Raw genomic sequence first — 20,003 nt, forward strand, 5'->3', positions numbered from 1 at the left:
GGCGGAGATTATCACATAATCCCACTCCTGACTTGAGATAAAAAAGGCTATAATCGCTGCCTGCCATTAATTGTTATGTTTTGTTTGAGGTTATCGCTATGTTTTCAGGTATGCCGGCACTATCCCATGAAGAGCAGCAAGCTGCCGTAGAAAAGATCCATCAGCTCATTTCCGAAGGGATGGGCAGTGGCGAAGCCATTGCCATTGTTGCTAAGGAATTGCGCGAAAAGCATCAGGGTAAAGAGCAGATCCCTGTTTTATTTGAGGATGACGAAAACTAATCGCAACGCATTTTTAACAAAACTCACATAATTACTTTCTACTACATGTTAATTTATCGCAACTTTTAATCCATATTATTTGCAAGGTAATAGGAGGTAAATATGAAGGCAAATCAGTTTATTCATCGTATTGGTTTATTGAGTGCAGGTGTTCTGCTTGCTGTTTCGTTTACTACAAGCGCGGCTGAAAACGAGCGTGTGGCGAAGTTTATTTCTTGCCAAAATTTAACCAAAGATCAAGTGGCGGCACAGGTTAAGCAAGATTTTTTACAAAATCGGATTAATCATTGGGATAAAGACAGAAAGCAATTAGGCACGTCAAAACCGATTGCATGGGTAAATGTCAATGATATTACGGGTGATGCGAACACGTTACAGGTTCCACTTATCGTCCGGGGGACAAAAAAAGACAAAAGTTACAATGTCACCATTGATTGTCAAAAAGAGACTATCAGTTATAGTGAAGTGAAGTAAAAATTTGTCACACTATCTTTTCTGTAAATATGTGCGGGATACTGGAGAGTATCCCGTTTTGTTTAAACAGTGAGAGGGCCTTATGACGGAACGACGAAAACTCTACCCCGCTTATAATGCGTATCAAACAGGATACTTAGAGACGGGAGACGGGCACCAGATTTATTGGGAGTTGTGCGGTAATCCGGCAGGTAAGCCTGCGGTATTCATTCATGGTGGCCCTGGTGGTGGAATAGCAAACTATCATCGCCGGTTATTCGATCCCGAACGTTACCATATTATGTTATTTGATCAGCGTGGTTGCGGGCGTTCTAAGCCTCATGCCAGCCTGGAAAATAATACAACCTGGCATTTGATCGAAGATCTTGAACGGCTGCGTCATCTTATGGGCGTTGAGAAGTGGCTGGTTTTTGGTGGCTCATGGGGATCAACGCTGTCTTTAGCTTACGCTGAAAAACATCCGGACAGGGTGTCAGAATTAGTATTGCGAGGGATCTTCTTGCTCCGTCCCCAAGAATTGCAGTGGTATTATCAAGAAGGCGCTTCTCGTTTTTTCCCGGAAAAATGGGAACGTACATTATCTATCCTGTCGGAAGAAGAGCGTAAGGATGTGATATTCGCCTATAACAAACGGCTGACGAGTGAAGATTTGCAAGTGCAGTTGGAAGCTGCGCGTTTATGGAGTCTCTGGGAAGGCGAAACAGTAACATTGTTGCCTTCTGAAAACTCAGATTCTTTCTCCGAAGAGAATTTTGCTTTGGCATTTGCGCGTATTGAAAATCATTACTTTATCAATAATGGTTTTATGGATGAAACGCAGCAATTACTGAACCACATTGATGTGATCAGGCATATCCCCGCAGTGATTATTCATGGGCGCTATGATATGGCCTGTCAGGTACAGAATGCGTGGGATTTGGCAAAAGCCTGGCCGGAGGCTGAACTGCATATTGTGGAAGGCGCTGGCCATTCTTTTGATGAAGCGGGCATTTTACACCAACTCATCAAGGCGACGGATAAATTTGCTGGAAAATAGCGGAGATAACCACCCGCAAAGAGGTGGTTATCCTTTTTACCTTATCATCCTGTCAACGACTTTTCGGCTCATAAGGCAGACGTGACAGTAACCTTGATTGCTGGCGGTAGTGCTGCAAGCGCTGCTGGAAATATTCCCGCAGGTGTGAGGGTTGTGATTGCTCAACGGTGTCAGGGATCACAGGCATGTTATAGCGTTCTTTAAAAGCAACACCGGATGCTGCTAAATCAACATTGACCTTATCCATCTCATCTTTAGATAACTTGGCTAAGTTATGTTCCATACTGGCCTCTCTGAAAACGTATTTTTTATTTCTCTGGAAAGAAAATTAATCGACTCTTTCTTGTTTGGCAAGTTGTTTAAAAAGGACAAAAAAGCACCTTGATAAATATAAATAACATCAATTCTCATTTTTATTAAAAATGTTTTTTTGCATAAAAATTTAATTAAATAAAACTCTTGGATTCGCATATTAAGCGCAACACCGTAATGAACGAAGTAAATGAGTTGGGGTTCCTGTAAATAACTCATTCGGTGTTTTATAATCTCGTGTCTTACGTGGTCGATTATTTAGTCGGTTTGCCACAAGGTTAACCTCCCGCTCTGATACCTTATTAAAATCGGTTCCTTTTGGGAAGTAATCTCTGATTAATCCATTTATGTTCTCATTTATCCCTCTTTCCCAAGGGGAATACGGATGAGCAAAATAAATTTTTGTCTCTAAATTTTTACCGATCCGTTCGTGTTCGGCAAATTCGAGTCCGTTTATCAAAAGGTAATTGTTTTTAACTTTTAGGTTTTTTATTCGAAAAAAGGTCTTGTCGCCCCTTTTGCACCACCTTCTGCTTGTTTTATCTTCAAGTTTAAATGATGATCGTAAAATACGATTTTTCGTTCAACTAAAATCAATAAGGCATTTTTACGATCTTTGCCAACGATAGTTTCCCCTTCCCAATCCCCAATACGCTGCTTTTTATCAACAATTTTTGGGCGCTTATCAATACTGACTCTGTTTTTAATTTTTCCTCTGTGCTCATGGCTTCCATAGCGTTTACGATACGGTTTTTTCGCTATCCTAAGATGTTGCCATAAATCACCGCCATTTATTTTATCTTTATAAATCAATCGATAAATTGTTTCATGATGTAAAGAGATTTTCGCTTCCCGCTTGAGATAACCCACAACTTGTTCCGGACTTAAATCTTGCCAAATTAACTGTTTTATCCACTTTGTTATCTCTGGCGTGATTTTTACGGCTTTTACCTTAGAATGACGGCGTTCTAATGCTTTACGCTGAGCTTGTTCAGGTTCATATTTCTCGGCTTCCCGGTTTCGTCTCAATTCCCGGCTAATTGTTGATGGGGCCCGATTAAGCGACGTTGCAATAAAACGTTGTGTAAAACCGGCTTCTTTTAAGCCGAAAATCTGGTATCTTTCTGTTTCGGTCAGTTGCGTATAGGCCATAGTGCATTTTCCTTTGGCGAGAAAGATGCCTACTATAGCAACTGACCGCCTTTCTTAGAAATTGCACTTACTATGCGAATCCAAGACTAATTCTTATTTTCTTATATTTAATGAGATTTATTCTTGTTGGTTTTTTATAAATAAATTGTTTATTATCAATGTGTTAAATATTTTAATTTTATTTTTGTCTTATGCGGTTTTAATTGGCATAATACGCCGAGTTTAACGAATAATTAGGAGAATCGGCCGATGTTAAAACAAGAAATGATCAAAAAATTAAACGAACAATTAAATCTGGAATTTTACTCTGCGAATTTATACTTGCAAATGAGTGCATGGTGTAGTGATAAGGGATATGAAGGTGCCGCTGCGTTTTTAAGAACCCATTCGCAGGAAGAAATGCAACATATGCAACGTTTGTTTGATTATTTGGGCGACACGGGTTCAATGCCTGTATTGGGTGCTATTCAGGCTCCTCCTGTTGAATTCAAGTCTATCTCAGATGTGTTCAATCAAACTTATGAGCATGAAAAACTGATCACAGAAGAGATCAATAAGCTCGCTCATGTCGCGATGACAACACAAGATTACTCCACCTTTAATTTCTTACAGTGGTATGTTGCTGAACAGCACGAAGAAGAGAAACTGTTCAAATCTATCCTGGATAAATTGGATATGGTGGGTGAAAGCGGAAAATCGCTGTTTTTGCTGGATAAAGATCTTAAGGGATTATCTATGGCACCAGCACACGCCTGATTGAATTGTTTTTCACCGTAGTTCCCATTTCTCCGTGTGTTTTTTTATGCGCGGTGAAATGGGAGTTACGGCTCTCTCTTTATCTCCCTAATATCCCCATTTTTGCGTAGTGCCTCACAGGTCAGGACATTACTCGCCAATTACCGCAGATTAAACAGATTTTTTGGTATAGAATCTCCCTTCAAGTATAAAAAATTCATCTACATATTAAAGGGTTATCTATATGTCTATTCTTAACATCCGTTCATTCTGGACCAAATTATCTGCTCTTGTGGTTCTGTTTGTCGGCATGTCTTGCCAGCAGGCTTTGGCTCATGCACATTTGAAAGATCAGACTCCCGCAGAAAACACAACGATTGAAACTGCCCCACAAGCCATCACCTTGAGCTTCTCAGAACGTATTGAACTTGGGTTCAGTCAGGTAAAATTGATTGGTCCAGAAAAGAGTGCGGTTAAAACAGGTAAATTGGCGCTTGATCCTGAAACCAAAACTCAATTAATCCTGCCAGTTGAAGGGCAACTTGTTGCAGGAAAATACCGTGTTGACTGGAGTGTGCTCTCCGTCGATGGTCATAAAACCAAAGGCGTTTATAGTTTCACTGTAAGATAATGATTTCCCTAGAGGCGCTATACGTATTTTGCCGTTTCTCTCATTTTGTGGTTGTGATGTTGATGTTTGGCCTGAGCTTATTCACGGTCATGCTGGTTTCTGGTCATTTCTCGGCGTTAATGAGAGAACGGCTGAAAGTGGGAGTTTTAATCAGCACTGTGCTGGCTTTCATAACCTCAATCGTCTGGTTTATTGCACAGGCTGGATTGATGGGGGATGGCTGGCACGATGTTTATGCTCTGGATATCTGGTTAGCGGTGTTAGGAACCTCTTTTGGGCAAGTATGGAAATGGCAGTTATTGATCGCTGCTTTTGCGGTCGGCGGATTGTTCCTTTCCAATATCAAGGCCAGAAATTTCCTGTTGTTGGGTTGCTCAATCATTCTACTCACCAGCCATGCCTTCATTGGACATGCGGCGATGTATGAAGGGAGTCTAGGATTGTTTCTTCAAGCCAATCAAGTTATCCATTTATTGAGCGCAGGTTACTGGTTTGGTGGATTGTGGCCATTTTTATTGTGTCTACAATTTTTGCGCTTAAGGCAGACATCAGAAACAAACTTATCCTCTCATCGCGAAAATATCGCGGTTGACCTCTATTCACATAGCATAACAGCCATGAGAAAATTCTCTCTTTATGGGCATTTTGCTGTGTTTCTGGTGATTGTGACGGGAATTATCAGTAGTGTGATTCTCATTCCGGGTTGGCCTATTTTCAATCGAACACTTTCTGAATATCAATCCATGTTATGGCTAAAAATAATTATGGTTATTGGAATGGTACTTTTGGCTTTGATTAATCGCTATATCTTAGTGCCAACGTTAAAGCAGAAAGGAAGTTATCAGCAATTGATCATCAATAGCTGGCTGGAAATGATTCTGGGTACAACGGCATTGTTATGCGTAGCGATTTTTGCAACGCAACCTCCTGTGTGATCTTTGAACGATTGAGGCAAATCTGAGTACATAAACAGGAAAATTAGCGATAAAATCACGACATGTATCTATCAGGGGAATGATAATGAAACGAGTATTTTGGGCGCTGGCTTTTTTGCTTCTCTCTTTTCAGGGAGTCGCTGCACCGATAAAAACGATTAGTAAACTACAGTTTGGCAAACAATGGGCATTTACCCGCGAAGAGGTTATGCTTGATTGTCGGTCAGGTGGCGCGTTGTTTGTGATAAATCCTAGTACACTGATGCAGTATCCGTTGAATGATCAAGCGATACAACTGATGAAATCCAATAAAGTTATTGCATCATCATTAGATACTATCCTTTTAAATGATCCTGAACATCCCAACCAAAAAATGAGTATTGAGCCATTTCAGCAAGCCGCATTGACTTTATGTGACCCTGTCCCATTCAACCGATAATGGCTAAAACTTGGTAAATCATTGCATGTCAACTACGCTTTAAATGGTAAGTTGTTCTACGTCTCAATGGTAACTTTTAGCGCAAGGCTCTTTGATAGAGCCATTTTTCCCTAGGCCGAGTAGAGGAGTGAACTCGGCCTTTTTTTATTTATCATAAAAATATGAACAAAGGCACAATCCTGAATGTAAGTCAGGCCATCTTTTAATTAAGCTGTGATATCGCCCTAAATTTTATAAGTGAATACTGGTAAAAATAATTAAAGAAAATTTAAATTCAGGAAGAGAAACGGTATTCTGAAAGAAATTTCAAGTCATAGTGACAGATCACGTTCAGAAATAGTCTGTTAGATATGGCAAAAACCTTGTGTAAAACCATTGTTAATATTTTGTTTGATTTACATCTATTGTGTAGGGGCTTATGGATAAGAATCAGTTTTATCAAGAACTAGCAGATAGCTTGATAGCACTGCTATCAGGGGAGTGCGACTTTATTGCTTCTCTTGCTAACACAAGTGCATTGTTATACGAACGTTTGGATCATGTTAATTGGGTTGGCTTTTATTTAGTAGATAATGATACCCTAATATTAGGGCCATTTCAGGGCAAGAACGCTTGCGTTCGCATTCCAATAGGAAAAGGTGTATGTGGAACGGCTGTTGCAAATAAGAGTATACAGCGTATTTCCGATGTGCATACTTTCTCTGGTCATATAGCCTGCGATGCCACCAGTAATGCTGAAATTGTGCTTCCTTTGGTAATCAATGGGCATGTTATTGGTGTTTTGGATATTGATAGCACGGTTTTTGATCGGTTTGACGAGCATGATGAAAATGGCTTGAAAGCGCTAGTTATCAGGCTTTGTAACCATTTGGGACAATGTGTTGTGTCAAAATATCTACAACAGAACGTAACTTAACATACGTATAACGTGGCATTTATCAGCAACGCTATTATAATGTCGCCTGTTCATGCCTGCGCTGGTTGGCAAAACCGTTGTAATCAGGAAATTTCATGGAAAATCAACCTAAGTTGAACAGTAGTAAAGAAGTCATTGCTTTCTTGGCTGAGCGCTTCCCGCTTTGCTTTGTAGCAGAAGGTGAAGCACGTCCTTTGAAGATTGGGATCTTTCAGGACATCGTTGAACGCATTCAGGAGGAAGAGTGTTTAAGTAAAACACAGCTCCGTTCTGCCCTGCGTTTGTATACTTCCAGTTGGCGCTATCTCTATGGTGTAAAGGAGGGCGCTCAGCGTGTTGACCTTGACGGGAACATGTGTGGTGAGCTGGAAGTTGAACATATTGAACATGCGCGTCAACAACTGGCGGAAGCGAAAGCACGGGTACAGGCTCAACGCGCCGAGCAGCGTGCCAAGAAACGTGAAGCTGAAAACGTATCTGACAAGAAAAATGATCGTCCTGTGAATAAGAAGCCGGTTCCTCGCCGTCAAAAGAGATCAGGCGATGATGAAAAACGTCCAGCACGTTCGCAAGACCGTCAGCAACAATCGCGTAAACCAGCAGACAAAACCATCAAGAAAATTGCACAACCTGAATTAACTTCAGTCACTGACGTATCCTCTTTGACAGTCGGTCAGACAATCAAAGTCAATGTAGGAAAGAGCCTAGTGAACGCATCTGTGCTTGAAATTGCAAAAGATGGTGTAAGGGTGCAGTTACCTACTGGTTTAGCAATGATTGTACGCGCAGAACACTTAAAGTTCTGATACGGAGGCCAACTTGGGCATGAACAAACTCATTATTTTGGCTTTCGTTTTAGGTCTATCATTTTCTAGTATAGGTTATGCAGACACTATTAATGGCAATGTCGCTAATGGTGGCCATGCTACCAACGCCAATGTCACTAGTAGTCACAATACTGCTGTTATTAATCTGAGCCAGTTGCCAGATCTAAAGCCGGAACCACAACATCCCACAGTAAGTAAGCGGATTGCTTCCCGCTTTCTTCGTTCCCATTATCGCCAGTTTTATCTGGATGTGGATTTCTCAGGAAAAATTTTTGATCGTTACCTGAATCAATTGGATTATGGGCACAATGTTTTTTTGGCATCTGATATCGCGCAGTTCGCGGTCCAAAAAGGCGAGTTAGGAAAAGAGCTTGAAAATGGCGAGCTAAAACTTCCTTATGACCTCTTTAATCTGATGCAAAAGCGTCGTTTTGAACGTTATCAATATGTCCTTGCTCATTTAGATCAACCTGTTGATTTAAACGGCTATGACAAAATCGAAGCTGACCGTACTAAAGCACCGTGGCCAAAGAGTGTTGAGGAGTTGGATAAACTTTGGGATGCTAAAATAAAATCTGATTGGATAAACCTTAAGTTATCCGGCAAAAATGATAAAGAAATCAAAGAAATTCTGACCAAGCGTTATCGGACGTTGTTGAAACGCCTCACACAAACCAAGAGTGAAGATGTTTTTCAAAATATCATGATGGCTTTTGCTCGTGAAATAGACCCACACACTAGTTATCTCTCGCCGCGTGATACAGAACAGTTTAATTCAGAGATGAGTTTGTCTCTTGAAGGTATCGGTGCTGTTTTGCAATATGATGATGAGTATATTTCCATTAATTCATTGCTTGCAGGCGGCCCTGCGGCTAAAAGCCATTTATTGAAAGTTGGGGATAAGATCATCGGTGTTGGGCAAGTAGGCAAGCCAATTGTCGATGTTGTTGGATGGCGTTTGGAAGATGTTGTTGCTCTTATCAAAGGGCCGAAGGGGAGTAAAGTCCGCCTTGAAATCATTCCAAGTGCGAAGGGGGTAAAAAACCACATTATTACCTTAACCCGTGAGAATATCCGTCTTGAAGATAAGGCTGTCAAGATGTCGGTGAAAACCGTAGGGAAGGAGAAAGTGGGTGTCCTGGATATACCCAGTTTCTATGTCGGCTTAACTAACGATGTAAAAGTACAGTTGCAGAAACTTACCAAACAAGGTATTTCCTCGATTATCATTGACTTGCGTGGCAATGGTGGTGGCGCGTTGACAGAAGCTGTATCGTTATCTGGCTTATTTATTCCTACGGGGCCTGTTGTTCAGATTCGGGACAATACTGGTAGAGTTAAAGTGGAAGCAGATACGGATGAGGCAATATATTATAAAGGACCTCTGGTCGTTTTGATTGATAATAGAAGCGCTTCTGCGTCTGAAATTTTTGCGGCAGCGATGCAAGATTATGGTCGCGGGTTAATTGTGGGAGAGCCTTCCTTCGGTAAAGGTACTGTTCAGCAATACCGCCCTTTGAATCGTATTTATGACCAGATGCTGCGGCCTGAGTGGCCAGAGATTGGTTCTGTGCAATACACTATCCAGAAATTTTATCGGATAAATGGCGGCAGTACTCAGCTTAAAGGGGTAACGCCTGATATCGTTATGCCGACAGGGGAAGTACCTTCTGAAACAGGGGAAAGCCAAGAGGATAATGCGTTACCTTGGGACAGCATTCAGCCCGCGCCTTATACTTCCTTGAAAGTGATTTCAGCGTTAACGCCGTTACTGACTAAACTGCATAATCAACGGATTGCTAATGATCCTGAGTTTAAATATATCAAACAAGAGATTGCTTACCAGAAAGTCATCAAAGAACGTAACGGTGTTTTCTCCTTGAACTATGCTCAAAGAGAAAAAGAAAACAAAGAATATGAAACAATCAAATTGAATCATATTAATGAACGTTTTAAACGGGAAGGTAAAAAGCTGCTCAAGTCATTTGATGATTTATCAAAAGATTATAAAGGTCCAGACCCTTACTTAGATGAATCTGTAAAAATTGCACTGGATTTTGCGCACCAGTCCGCTGAATTGGCTGCAACGAAATAGTTTTAATATTCGCTATAGATAAAAGGTCGGCTTGATAGTCGGCCTTTTGTCATATTGTAAAGTTATGTTTTTTCTATCGTTTAACATCTTAAAAAACTTGAATACTATTGGGATAATCCCCATTTTATGGCTTAACTCTTAGTTGAACTGTTTGATCATTAAAGGAAGCAAATTTATATGATGAGAATCGCCTTGTTCCTTCTCACAAACCTTGCTGTTATGGTGGTGTTTGGAATAATACTTTCACTTACAGGTGTTCAGCGGAGCAGTGTTGCTGGCCTCATGATTATGGCTGGTTTGTTTGGTTTTGGTGGAGCGTTCATTTCTTTGTTAATGTCGAAATGGATGGCGCTGCGTTCTGTTGGTGGGCAAATTATTGAAAAACCTTCCAACGAAACTGAAGCCTGGTTGATGGAAACCGTACGTCGTCAGGCAGATCAGGTTGGAATTACTATGCCACAGGTGGCTATCTATGATGCCTTGGATATTAACGCATTTGCAACAGGGGCACGTCGTAATGCTTCACTGGTTGCGGTTAGTACAGGGTTACTGAACAATATGAGCCGTGATGAGGCTGAGGCCGTCATTGCACATGAAATTAGCCATATCGCTAATGGTGATATGGTGACCATGACATTATTGCAGGGTATCGTAAATACATTCGTTATCTTCATTTCACGTATCATTGCACAGGCTGCTGCAAGTTTCCTTTCCAGCAACGATGATGAAAGTGAGAGCAGCAGTAATGGCAATCCCATTGTCTACATGGTGCTCTCCATGGTGTTGGAGATCGTATTTGGTATTCTGGCAAGTATTATTACCATGTGGTTCTCCCGTTACCGTGAATTCCATGCAGATGCAGGGTCAGCAAAATTGGTTGGACGCGAAAAGATGATTGCTGCGTTGCAACGTCTTAAGACCAGCTATGAACCTCAGGAAGAGGGGAGAATGATGGCATTCTGTATTAATGGCAAATCGAAGAGTTTCAGTGAATTGTTCTTGTCCCATCCGCCATTGGACAAGCGTATTGAAGCGCTTCGCAGCGGTGAATACCTAAAATAATGCGATAAAATACAAAGCCGAGGTTTATCATGACCCTCGGCTTTATTAGTTGATCCTATTTTAATCTCTTTTGAATTAAGACTGGTTTAATACCACTTTTTCATCTTGCGAAAACACTTCTTTATTGGTTTTTCCCATCAATTGACTGGTGATTGTCCCTGCTGTCATCGCACCATTAACATTTAATGCGGTACGTCCCATGTCAATCAGAGGTTCAACAGAAATTAGCAGTGCCACTAAGGTGACAGGGAGTCCCATGGCAGGCAGAACAATCAAGGCTGCAAATGTTGCTCCACCACCAACGCCAGCAACACCGGCAGAGCTGATAGTCACAATTCCCACAAGTGTCGCAATCCACACAGGATCAAAGGGATCAATACCTACAGTTGGCGCCACCATCACTGCCAGCATGGCCGGATAAATACCCGCACAACCATTTTGTCCAATAGTCGCACCAAAAGAAGCAGAGAAGCTGGCAATGGACTCAGGTACACCGAGGCGGCGAGTTTGTGTCTCAACATTCAAAGGGATACTTGCCGCGCTTGAACGGCTGGTAAATGCAAATGTCAGTACAGGGCCTGCTTTTTTAAAGAATTTCAGGGGATTAATTCCCGTGAATGCCAAAAGCCCACCATGTACAACGAACATCAGGCCAAGCGCGATGTAAGAAGCAACAACAAAATTACCTAATTGAGTAATATCATGGATATTGGAACTGGCAACAACTTTGGTCATTAGCGCCATTACGCCATAGGGTGTGAGGCGCATAACCAACCTAACCAGTTTCATTGCCCATGCCTGCATTGTATCAATGGCAACGAGAGCCCGATTACCGCGTTCATGATCATCTTTTAGCATTTGTAATGCGGCAATGCCTAAGAACGTCGCAAAAATGACAACACTAATAATGGAAGTAGGCCGCGCTCCTGTCAGATCAGCAAAGGGATTTTTGGGGATAAAAGAAAGAATGATTTGAGGCACGCTCATGTCTGCAACTTTGCCAATATAATTGCTTTCGATTGCTAATAAACGAGCTGTTTCTTGAGTGCCTTGAATGAGTCCAGTTGCACTTAGCCCAAATAAATTGGCAATTAATATGCCGATTAAAGCGGAAATTGCGGTAGTGAACAATAATGTACCAATGGTAAGAAAGCTGATTTTCCCTAAGGAAGAGGCTTTATGTAAGCGTGCAACGGCGCTTAGGATGGAAGCGAAAACCAATGGCATGATAACCATTTGTAGTAATTGTACATAACCATTACCGACAATATTGAACCACTTAATGGATTCTTTCACGGTAGGGTTATCTGTTCCATAAATGATATTTAATGCCAGCCCAAAAACGACACCTACGACTAGAGCTACAAGCACTTTTTTGGACAAGCTCCATTGATTTGAACTTGTTTTTGCTAATAAAACAAGCAGTGCTACAAAAACGAGCACGTTGATGATGAGTGGTAAATTCATCCCTAGTCTCCAAAACTTATATGTGATATATATTTTTTTGCATGATATGTAATCGTTCTGGATGATGAGAAAAGTGTATTCTATTTTCTCTTAATCCTCTGATTTGTAAGTTGTATTTCAATTTGAAATCTATCGAATACATACCATGAAATGTTTAAGGGAGAATATTATCAGTATAAGAAGTTGCTTACTTATAATTAAATGGAATTTTATATAATCATTTTTCACTAACTAGTTTGATTAGTTATATATCCTAATGTGTTTCTGTTGATTTTCTATTTGGTTTTAACTAATAACCCCATTTTAAAATGGGGTTACGGTATTGACTGCATGTGAATTGATCAGCTATTTGTAGAAATTCTGTAGCTTATCAATAGGTAATTTATCAAACGATAATTTGTTAAATTGTAATTTGTCGAAATAGTGAGTAAATGAAAAGTTGATATGTTGTGGAAGGATTATAGCGATCACCATAACCAATACGGCAATGAAACGTTCGCCTTTTTTACGCTCCTTACCTCTAAGGATAGGGAAACAAAAACGTATTCTCAGTGGCCATAAGAGTGGAATACCGGCAGGCGTCAGCATATCAGCAATAAGATGGCTGATATAACCGATAATCATTGCATGAACAAAATCAGTTGGAATAGGCCAATCAGAAGGTATTTCAGTCTGGAATAGAGTAACCCCCACGAGCAGCGCTAATAAACTGTGCGTAAAGCCACGATGTCCACATAACCGTGCTATTGGAATAGATATAAAGCGGAATAATCTGCCCAACGTTGAGCTTGGATGGTCGATATCCGGTAACAATGAAGCCAGAAGTACACCGGGAAGCATATGTAACCAATCTCCCTGTGCTATTTCAGGTGTGATTTCTAGTTGGTGAGCCAATACAAGGCTAGCAACGGAAAAAAGAAGATGTCCTTCTGCTGTCATAACGATTTATACTAATTATTTATGTTAATTGCTGTTTATACATACAGTTAGGCAGTATAGAGGGTTTTGCACAAGGATGATAGAGGGTAAGTAGGAAAAATTTGTTATTAACTAATATGGCGATTAATGTTTGCGCTGCCATGTCATGTATAGTGCAACAGGGATTGGAAAATGGCGGCTTCTATAGATAAACGAAATGACATCCCAAGTCTCTCCACGATAATAACAGTGATTAATGAGATTTAATTGTAACAATTTCAGTAAATTAAATCTCGTTATGGATGCTAACAAAGCTGAAATACTTTTATGGGAAAGACAAGATAATTATTCTCCTAATAGGATTAAAGTTGGTTCCTTATGAACTATCATTGAGTAAAAATAAAATGATTTATGCCAATGGAGAATGTCATGACGTATCAACAAGCTGGATATGTAGCTATTGCTAAACGGATCTTGGGCTGGATTATTTTTGTACCGTCTTTATTATCAACTTTTGCCTCAGTGGTTAATCTGATCGCATGGCAACATGGTGTTGAAGGTAATGGTGTTAAAGGTGATGGTATTAACGCGGTATTAAATGATTTTCTCAGGATGATGACAGAAATGATTAAATTTAATACACCATTTTTGGATTTTTTCTGGAAGCATTCACCAAATCCAGCTCGTCTTACTGGGATCACAGGGGAAAATATCAGTTTTCTTGTTATTTATATTCTGATGTTTGTTGGTTTGGCAATGAGTGCGTCCGGTTTGAGAATGTATCGTCAATTTAAATTCATCAAAGAGCGCATTGAAGATCAAATGCTCCTTGAACTTGCGAAGGAAAGTGGAATAACCAAAGAACAATTAGAAGCTAAAATTAAATTCCCCCGTCATTCTTTATTCAGCCAGATTTTTATCCTTTACATATCACCTATCATTATCGGTGCAATTGCTTATTTCTTATTTAAATTTTGGGGAGTGGTAATGTAATTAAATAATAGTTAATGACTATGCAAGGACGCACCATACAGTGCTTTGGTTAAAATAAATTCATATTTTTAATGTAATGAATTCTAACTACCACATTAACAAAGTTTTTTATGCCTGTTCGGATAAAAGATTATCAATTATCTTTTGTACTAAGATAAAATGATCGCCTCCGAAAAGATTACATCTATTTAATAAATAATAGAGTTGGTAAATAGGTTGGCGCTCAAGGAAATCTTTAGGCAATGGCCAGACACTCTGATAACCATCAAATATTTGTAAAGGAAGATCTGGGTAAAGAGGCAACATTGCCAGATCACATTCACGGTCTCCCCAATAGCAGGCAGGATCAAAAGTGACTGCACAATTATCGTTCAATGATGCACAGTTCATTGGCCATAGATCGCCGTGCAGGAGAGAAGGTTGAGGGTGATGGTTATGTAATTTATCACCGATCATTTCGACAATTTGGCTAATATCCCCAAATACCATGCCTTTATCAGCGGCAAGTTGCAATTGCCATCCAATGCGTTTTTCGGCGTAAAAGTGATTCCAGCGTTTTTGCCACCCGTTAGGCTGTATGGTGGTTGCGAGCATGTTATCAAAATCAAAACCAAATTTAGGTTGTTCACTCCATTGATGTAGCCTTGCAAGGTGTTGACCGAAAAGATACGCACTATGTGGGTTAAAGGGTTTTATAGGTAAATGTTCCAGCAACAGGAAACTAGAGTTGCGGTCATGACCGACACCATAAACGTCAGGAACACGGATTGTTTTGCTGCGAGCCAGTAAATCCAGTTGTTCTGCTTCTGCCTTAAAGATTGGCAGCATTTCTTTCATGTTGGATTTGATAAAAACAGCTTGTTCACCATATTTAATGTACCAGGCATGGTGAATATCTCCCCCTGTCAATTCCGTTTTATCGCGAATTTCAGCGTCACCAAAATGCTCACTTAATAGACGGTTCACTGCTTGCCACATGGTTCACCTCATTAAGTTGACAGTTTCTGTGCTTATATTACAGACAGATGTAACATTTGAACAGGCTAAAAGGGATTTTAATGGAAATTAATAAGGCCATATCTCAAATTTGATATGGCACTTTATTCTTTTTAGTTTAATTTTTCTGGAATTGATGTCGTTTGGGAGAGTATTTTTTCAAACGATCCTTTGTTGGCTTTCTTGCAAGCTAATTTTATTTGGTCATAAATAAGTGCAATAGTAAAGAAAATGGCTTGAATAATGACGATACAGGGGCCGGTTTCACCATCAATATGGAAGCTGATGATCGTTCCAAGCACGCTGGATGATATAGAAGCAACCATGGCCACAATGAGCATGCGATCAAAACTTCGGCACAGTATAAAAGCAATAATGCCAGGTGAGATTAACATCGCAATGACGAGGATGATGCCGACGGCTTGCAAGGATGCGACAATGGTTAGCGCCAACAGCGATAATAATCCGTAATGGAGAAGTCTTACGGGAAGACCAACTACTCGTGCCTGATTGGGATCAAAGCAATAGAGCATGAAATCTTTTCTTTTTAACAACACAATAGCCAGTGTAATCCCTGCGATGCACAGTGTTTGCAGCAATTCATGTTGAGTAATGCCGAGTATGCTGCCGAATAAAATGTGTGTCAGGTGTTGATCCGTATCAATACGAGTAAACAGCACTAACCCAAATGCAAACATCCCTGAGAAAACAATCCCCATAACAGTATCTTCTTTGATTCTGCTATGCTCTTTTAGATACCCAGTGGCAAATGCACAAAATATACCGGAAAGGAACGCTCCTATTGCAAGGGGTATCCCTGCTACAAAAGCAAGCACGATACCCGGTAAAACCGCATGGGAAATGGCATCTCCCATCAGCGACCAGCCTTTTAAAACCAAGTAACAGGAGAGAACTGCGCAAACAGCTCCCACCATCATGGCAGCAAAGATAGCTCGGCGCATAAATTCATGCATAAAAGGTTCAGTCATTAATTCAATAAATGTGTTCATGAGAGTTGCTCCTGAATCAACGCCAGAGATTCCTTTCTGGCTCGTCTGCGGGAGGCTAACATGCCATGTTTGGGGGCAAAGAAAAACGCAAGTAAGAAAATGACTGTTTGCATGGTAACAATGACACCGCCAGTTGCACCATTGAGAAAATAACTCAGATAGGCGCCGATACCACTTGTGAGTGAACCGATGGCAACAGAAATAACTAACAAGTGCTTAAACCTATCGGTTAATAAATAAGCCGTTGCACCCGGTGTGACGACCATTGCGATAACTAAAATAGCGCCTACTGTCTGTAATGCAGCAACAGTACAGGCACTTAATAAAGTGAAGAAAATGATTTTCAACCGTAACGGTGATAATCCAATAGAACGTGCATGAGTTTCATCAAAGAAAACAACCAACAAATCTTTCCAAAGTACCATTAAGATAATAAAAGAAACGGCGATAATGATTTCAACTTGTAAAACATCTTCATCAGAAATTCCCAAGATATTGCCCAAAATAATTGTTTGTACATTCACAGATGTAGGGTTTAAAGAAACGATCAATAATCCGACGGCAAAAAAAGTAGAGAATATAAAACCGATCACCGCATCTTCACGTAACCGAGTGATATGACGCACCAGTGTCATTGACAGGGCGGCGAGCATTCCCGTAAAAAAAGCCCCCCCCGCATAAGGTAAACCGAGAGCATATGCACCGGCTACGCCAGGTACAACGGAGTGGGAGAGAGCGTCTCCCATCAGAGACCAACCTTTTAGCATCAGATAAGCGGATAAGAATGCACAAACAGCTCCAACAATGGAACTCACCCACATCGCTTTCACCATATAGTTGTAACTGAATGGCTGTAAAAGTAGCTCCATCATGGCTGGTTTTCCTTTTGCTTTGGACTTTGCCGTGGTGGGATATGATGATTATGTCCATAAAAGACGGCAGCACGTTCATCATCAGTAATGACGGTCAGCGAGCGTGGATCGTCATCCTCATGTAATTCAGGGCCGGAAAGATTAATATGGCGTAAGACACCACCGAAGGTCATTTCCAGATTTTTTTGAGTAAACGTGTTTTCTGTTCGGCCACTTGCGAGCACCGTTCGGTTGATCAAAATAACGTGATCACAAAATTCAGGGACGCTGCCGAGGTTATGCGTTGATACTAAGACCAGATGTCCTTCGTCACGTAAGTCACGAAGTAAATCAATAATGGCATTTTCTGTTTTAACGTCCACGCCAGTAAAAGGTTCATCCAGCAGTAAAACTCTCCCTTCTTGAGCCAATGCGCGGGCTAAAAATGCGCGTTTTTTCTGACCACCTGAAAGTTCACCAATTTGGCGATCACGCAGTTCTGCCAGCCCAACCCGTTCAAGGGCTTTATTGACAATGTCATGATCACGTTTACTGGGGCGGCGCAAGAATCCCATTTTCCCATAACGCCCCATCATCACAACATCGGAAACCAGAACCGGAAAGTTCCAATCTACATCTTCAGTTTGAGGAACATAGGCGATGATATTTTGTTTTAATGCGGCTTTGATAGGTTGATCGTTGAGGGTCACTTTTCCTTGTGAAGGCGTGACTAATCCCATGATTGTTTTGAATAATGTGGATTTTCCGCTGCCATTCATGCCAACCAGCGCACAAATTGTGCCACCGGTAATATTAAAACTGGCATCGTAAATAGCCGTGTGGCCATTGTTATAAGTGACAGTGGCGCTATCCACAATTAAATGGGGCTGCCCAAATGAGGGTGGGCGGTTTAACGATGAGCGATTCATTGATTAAATCCTTTTGCAATCGTGTCTACAGTGGTGTTAAGTAGATCAATATAAGTTGGAACAGGTCCTTTTTGAGTGGAAAGAGAGTCTACATAAAGCACTCCGCCATAACGGGCACCTGTTTCTTTACTGACTTGTTTTGCTGGTTTATCTGAAACCGTACTTTCACTGAAGACAACCGGGATTTTATTGGCTCTTACCGTATCAATGACACGGCGAACCTGTTGAGGGGAGCCTTGTTCTTCAGCATTGATCGGCCATAAGTAGACTTCCTTGAAACCATAATCTTGTGTGAGATAGCTGAAAGCGCCTTCACTGGTTACCAGCCAACGTTGTTCCTCAGGAATGCGAGAAAGGCGTTCTCTAAGAGGCGCATCCAGTTGCGCTATTTTTTCTGCATAAGCTTTGGCATTGCGATTATAAATTTCAGCATTCTCTGGATCGTGTTTGACAAACGCTTTACGGATATTTTCGATATAAATCAGCGCATTTTTTGGTGACATCCAGGCATGTGGATTAGGGTTTTTATTATAAGGCCCCTCACGAATCGGCAAAGGCGTAATACCTTCGGTTATCACCGCAGCAGGTATATCGGCCATATTTTCAAAAAAGCGTTCGAACCAGCGTTCTAAATTCAAGCCATTCCAGAGGATCAGGTCTGCACGCTGTGCTTTGATGATATCTTTGGGAGTGGGTTGGTAATCGTGGATTTCTGCACCGGGCTTTGTGATTGACTCAACAATTGCGGCATCCCCTGCGACATTTTGCGCTATATCTTGAATAATAGTAAATGTCGTCACCACCCTGAATTTTTTATCTGCATACGCTTGCTGACTGAATAAAGTCATAGTGAACAAAGCAATAACCAGGCTGAATATCGGAAAAGCAGAAAGCGAGTGTTTTTTGTCCATTGTGATAAACCTTACTTGTCATAGACTTAATTATTGATAATGATTATCAGTACCATTTGCATAAAGTCAAGGAGATAGCGGATGAAATTGATAATAGATTCGTAGATACTCCTTAAATTTCTGTTGATCGATATCGCAGTGACAGACTCATGCGAACAAAAAATCAGCATTTTGTCCAGAGTTAACCATGATTAACAAAGAGATTTATTTTGATAAACAATAAAAAATATTTTTAGTTTAACAATAAAATTATATATGCTTTATCGGGTTGATCTGAGTTAGGGGAAGTTGTGTGAAATTAAAATTCGTCTCTATTGCGCTGGTATTGTTACTGACGGGATGTGCAGGCCAACAAGGTCATCAATCGGATGTTAATAGGCCAACGACAGCAAAGCGTATGCCTGATAGCAATAATGCAGTTTTTGGTTCTCTTAAACTTTCCAAGAAATCTGAACCAACACCATTTGATAGTTTTATTCAGAAAGCTGCAAAACGTTATGGTATTGATGAAACCCTTATCAAAGCGATTATTCAGGTAGAATCTGGTTTTCGTCCAGAGGTTATCAGTAAATCGAATGCGGTTGGCTTAATGCAGATCAAAGCGTCCACGGCCGGGCGGGATGCTTATAGAATGAAAGGAAAATCAGGGCAACCAACGGTACGTGAGTTGAAAGATCCTGAAACCAACATTGATCTTGGTACAGCGTATATTAGCATCTTGAGAAAACAGCATTTAGAAGGTATTTCCAATCCGGAAACGCTGTATTATGCAACGATAGTCGCTTATGTAAATGGTGCAGGCGCATTATTGCGAACGTTTGATTCAAACCGGACGTTAGCAATTAATAAAATTAATCGAATGACACCCAATGAGTTCTATCAATATGTGCAAAATAATCATCCCGCACCACAGGCTTCACGTTATTTATGGAAAGTGAAAAATGCTTATCGTGCGTTTGGAATAATTCAATAGTTCTTTGTAAATCATAAATATTACAATTTTGAAATAAATATTTTAGAAGCCATATTAATT

At 40.6% G+C, this 20,003-nt stretch carries 21 protein-coding genes and 1 pseudogene; 13 read left to right on the plus strand and 9 right to left on the minus strand.

Translation table 11 applies throughout. The features are described 5' to 3' along the window. Positions 1-98 precede the first annotated feature (98 nt). From XDD1_RS08005 to pip, 3 genes are all read left to right on the plus strand, one after another. Positions 99-281 (plus strand): YoaH family protein, encoded by a 183-nt coding sequence (locus XDD1_RS08005; protein WP_045970190.1) that lies wholly within the window; start codon positions 99-101, stop codon positions 279-281. Between the two features lie 102 nt (positions 282-383). Beyond that, on the plus strand, positions 384-755 hold the full coding sequence (gene yebF, locus XDD1_RS08010) for a protein YebF (protein ID WP_045970192.1): 372 nt from the start codon (positions 384-386) through the stop codon (positions 753-755). An 82-nt stretch (positions 756-837) separates the two neighbouring features. Then, complete coding sequence (gene pip / locus XDD1_RS08015; protein WP_045970194.1) at positions 838-1,791, plus strand: prolyl aminopeptidase; 954 nt, start codon at positions 838-840, stop codon at positions 1,789-1,791. Between the two features lie 52 nt (positions 1,792-1,843). Here the strand turns inward: pip and XDD1_RS08020 are convergent, their stop codons facing one another. Together XDD1_RS08020 and XDD1_RS08030 are read right to left on the minus strand one after the other, a co-directional pair. Next, on the minus strand, positions 1,844-2,074 hold the full coding sequence (locus XDD1_RS08020; protein WP_045970196.1) for a DNA polymerase III subunit theta: 231 nt from the start codon (positions 2,072-2,074) through the stop codon (positions 1,844-1,846). Positions 2,075-2,263: 189 nt separating this feature from the next. Continuing rightward, positions 2,264-3,255 (minus strand): annotated as a pseudogene (locus tag XDD1_RS08030) (IS30 family transposase). A 249-nt stretch (positions 3,256-3,504) separates the two neighbouring features. Between XDD1_RS08030 and ftnA the strand changes: the two are divergent. The 8 genes from ftnA (at position 3,505) to htpX (ending at position 10,895) form a co-directional block, all read left to right on the plus strand. After that, complete coding sequence (ftnA, locus tag XDD1_RS08035; RefSeq protein ID WP_045970200.1) at positions 3,505-4,011, plus strand: non-heme ferritin; 507 nt, start codon at positions 3,505-3,507, stop codon at positions 4,009-4,011. Between the two features lie 223 nt (positions 4,012-4,234). Then, positions 4,235-4,621, plus strand: a complete 387-nt coding sequence (gene copC, locus XDD1_RS08040; RefSeq protein ID WP_045970202.1) for a copper homeostasis periplasmic binding protein CopC — start codon at positions 4,235-4,237, stop codon at positions 4,619-4,621. Then, entirely contained in the window at positions 4,621-5,556 is a 936-nt protein-coding gene (gene copD / locus XDD1_RS08045; protein WP_045970204.1) for a copper homeostasis membrane protein CopD, read from the plus strand. Before copC ends, copD begins: the two co-directional genes overlap by 1 nt. An 85-nt stretch (positions 5,557-5,641) precedes the next feature. After that, positions 5,642-5,995 (plus strand): YebY family protein, encoded by a 354-nt coding sequence (locus XDD1_RS08050; protein WP_045970206.1) that lies wholly within the window; start codon positions 5,642-5,644, stop codon positions 5,993-5,995. A 418-nt stretch (positions 5,996-6,413) separates the two neighbouring features. Next, complete coding sequence (locus XDD1_RS08055) at positions 6,414-6,911, plus strand: GAF domain-containing protein (protein ID WP_045970208.1); 498 nt, start codon at positions 6,414-6,416, stop codon at positions 6,909-6,911. A gap of 95 nt (positions 6,912-7,006) precedes the next feature. Next, positions 7,007-7,717 (plus strand): RNA chaperone ProQ, encoded by a 711-nt coding sequence (gene proQ / locus XDD1_RS08060; protein WP_045970210.1) that lies wholly within the window; start codon positions 7,007-7,009, stop codon positions 7,715-7,717. Between the two features lie 19 nt (positions 7,718-7,736). After that, positions 7,737-9,833 (plus strand): carboxy terminal-processing peptidase, encoded by a 2,097-nt coding sequence (prc, locus tag XDD1_RS08065; RefSeq protein ID WP_045970212.1) that lies wholly within the window; start codon positions 7,737-7,739, stop codon positions 9,831-9,833. 177 nt (positions 9,834-10,010) lie between these two features. Beyond that, complete coding sequence (gene htpX, locus XDD1_RS08070) at positions 10,011-10,895, plus strand: protease HtpX (protein WP_045970214.1); 885 nt, start codon at positions 10,011-10,013, stop codon at positions 10,893-10,895. 75 nt (positions 10,896-10,970) lie between these two features. Here the strand turns inward: htpX and XDD1_RS08075 are convergent, their stop codons facing one another. Both XDD1_RS08075 and XDD1_RS08080 read right to left on the minus strand, forming a co-directional pair. After that, positions 10,971-12,362 (minus strand): L-cystine transporter, encoded by a 1,392-nt coding sequence (locus tag XDD1_RS08075; RefSeq protein WP_045970216.1) that lies wholly within the window; start codon positions 12,360-12,362, stop codon positions 10,971-10,973. 345 nt (positions 12,363-12,707) lie between these two features. Continuing rightward, positions 12,708-13,301, minus strand: coding sequence for a metal-dependent hydrolase (locus tag XDD1_RS08080; protein ID WP_045970218.1), 594 nt, complete (start codon positions 13,299-13,301; stop codon positions 12,708-12,710). A 408-nt stretch (positions 13,302-13,709) separates the two neighbouring features. On the opposite strand from XDD1_RS08080, the gene XDD1_RS08085 reads away from it, so the two are divergent. After that, the gene (locus XDD1_RS08085; protein ID WP_045970220.1) at positions 13,710-14,273 is read left to right on the plus strand and encodes a YniB family protein; all 564 of its coding nucleotides are present in this window, start codon (positions 13,710-13,712) and stop codon (positions 14,271-14,273) included. A gap of 108 nt (positions 14,274-14,381) precedes the next feature. Here the strand turns inward: XDD1_RS08085 and XDD1_RS08090 are convergent, their stop codons facing one another. The 5 genes from XDD1_RS08090 to XDD1_RS08110 form a co-directional block, all read right to left on the minus strand. After that, the gene (locus tag XDD1_RS08090; RefSeq protein ID WP_045970222.1) at positions 14,382-15,251 is read right to left on the minus strand and encodes a fructosamine kinase family protein; all 870 of its coding nucleotides are present in this window, start codon (positions 15,249-15,251) and stop codon (positions 14,382-14,384) included. 131 nt (positions 15,252-15,382) lie between these two features. Then, positions 15,383-16,279: a metal ABC transporter permease gene (locus XDD1_RS08095; protein WP_045970224.1), complete on the minus strand. Its 897-nt coding sequence runs from the start codon at positions 16,277-16,279 to the stop codon at positions 15,383-15,385. Then, a complete protein-coding gene (locus tag XDD1_RS08100; protein WP_045970226.1) occupies positions 16,276-17,151 on the minus strand; it encodes a metal ABC transporter permease in 876 nt (291 codons plus the stop codon). Before XDD1_RS08100 ends, XDD1_RS08095 begins: the two co-directional genes overlap by 4 nt. Further along, on the minus strand, positions 17,148-18,059 hold the full coding sequence (locus XDD1_RS08105) for a manganese/iron ABC transporter ATP-binding protein (RefSeq protein WP_045970228.1): 912 nt from the start codon (positions 18,057-18,059) through the stop codon (positions 17,148-17,150). Before XDD1_RS08105 ends, XDD1_RS08100 begins: the two co-directional genes overlap by 4 nt. Further along, positions 18,056-18,970 (minus strand): metal ABC transporter substrate-binding protein, encoded by a 915-nt coding sequence (locus XDD1_RS08110; protein ID WP_045970230.1) that lies wholly within the window; start codon positions 18,968-18,970, stop codon positions 18,056-18,058. The genes XDD1_RS08105 and XDD1_RS08110 overlap by 4 nt, the downstream gene beginning before the upstream one ends. Before the next feature lie 292 nt (positions 18,971-19,262). Here XDD1_RS08110 and XDD1_RS08115 point away from each other — a divergent pair, with 292 nt between their 5' ends. After that, positions 19,263-19,943, plus strand: a complete 681-nt coding sequence (locus XDD1_RS08115; RefSeq protein WP_045970232.1) for a transglycosylase SLT domain-containing protein — start codon at positions 19,263-19,265, stop codon at positions 19,941-19,943. Positions 19,944-20,003: the final 60 nt, after the last annotated feature.

The sequence above is a fragment of the Xenorhabdus doucetiae genome, assembly GCF_000968195.1.
GTDB classification, from domain to species: Bacteria; Pseudomonadota; Gammaproteobacteria; order Enterobacterales; family Enterobacteriaceae; genus Xenorhabdus; species Xenorhabdus doucetiae.

Excerpts from the sequence above, each read along its gene's own strand:
- XDD1_RS08005 (WP_045970190.1), top strand. The coding sequence starts at position 99 with ATGTTTTCAGGTATGCCGGCACTATCCCATGAAGAGCAGCAAGCTGCC.
- yebF (WP_045970192.1), top strand. The coding sequence starts at position 384 with ATGAAGGCAAATCAGTTTATTCATCGTATTGGTTTATTGAGTGCAGGT.
- pip (WP_045970194.1), top strand. The coding sequence starts at position 838 with ATGACGGAACGACGAAAACTCTACCCCGCTTATAATGCGTATCAAACA.
- XDD1_RS08020 (WP_045970196.1), bottom strand. The coding sequence starts at position 2,074 with ATGGAACATAACTTAGCCAAGTTATCTAAAGATGAGATGGATAAGGTC.
- ftnA (WP_045970200.1), top strand. The coding sequence starts at position 3,505 with ATGTTAAAACAAGAAATGATCAAAAAATTAAACGAACAATTAAATCTG.
- copC (WP_045970202.1), top strand. The coding sequence starts at position 4,235 with ATGTCTATTCTTAACATCCGTTCATTCTGGACCAAATTATCTGCTCTT.
- copD (WP_045970204.1), top strand. The coding sequence starts at position 4,621 with ATGATTTCCCTAGAGGCGCTATACGTATTTTGCCGTTTCTCTCATTTT.
- XDD1_RS08050 (WP_045970206.1), top strand. The coding sequence starts at position 5,642 with ATGAAACGAGTATTTTGGGCGCTGGCTTTTTTGCTTCTCTCTTTTCAG.
- XDD1_RS08055 (WP_045970208.1), top strand. The coding sequence starts at position 6,414 with ATGGATAAGAATCAGTTTTATCAAGAACTAGCAGATAGCTTGATAGCA.
- proQ (WP_045970210.1), top strand. The coding sequence starts at position 7,007 with ATGGAAAATCAACCTAAGTTGAACAGTAGTAAAGAAGTCATTGCTTTC.
- prc (WP_045970212.1), top strand. The coding sequence starts at position 7,737 with ATGAACAAACTCATTATTTTGGCTTTCGTTTTAGGTCTATCATTTTCT.
- htpX (WP_045970214.1), top strand. The coding sequence starts at position 10,011 with ATGATGAGAATCGCCTTGTTCCTTCTCACAAACCTTGCTGTTATGGTG.
- XDD1_RS08075 (WP_045970216.1), bottom strand. The coding sequence starts at position 12,362 with ATGAATTTACCACTCATCATCAACGTGCTCGTTTTTGTAGCACTGCTT.
- XDD1_RS08080 (WP_045970218.1), bottom strand. The coding sequence starts at position 13,301 with ATGACAGCAGAAGGACATCTTCTTTTTTCCGTTGCTAGCCTTGTATTG.
- XDD1_RS08085 (WP_045970220.1), top strand. The coding sequence starts at position 13,710 with ATGACGTATCAACAAGCTGGATATGTAGCTATTGCTAAACGGATCTTG.
- XDD1_RS08090 (WP_045970222.1), bottom strand. The coding sequence starts at position 15,251 with ATGTGGCAAGCAGTGAACCGTCTATTAAGTGAGCATTTTGGTGACGCT.
- XDD1_RS08095 (WP_045970224.1), bottom strand. The coding sequence starts at position 16,279 with ATGAACACATTTATTGAATTAATGACTGAACCTTTTATGCATGAATTT.
- XDD1_RS08100 (WP_045970226.1), bottom strand. The coding sequence starts at position 17,151 with ATGATGGAGCTACTTTTACAGCCATTCAGTTACAACTATATGGTGAAA.
- XDD1_RS08105 (WP_045970228.1), bottom strand. The coding sequence starts at position 18,059 with ATGAATCGCTCATCGTTAAACCGCCCACCCTCATTTGGGCAGCCCCAT.
- XDD1_RS08110 (WP_045970230.1), bottom strand. The coding sequence starts at position 18,970 with ATGGACAAAAAACACTCGCTTTCTGCTTTTCCGATATTCAGCCTGGTT.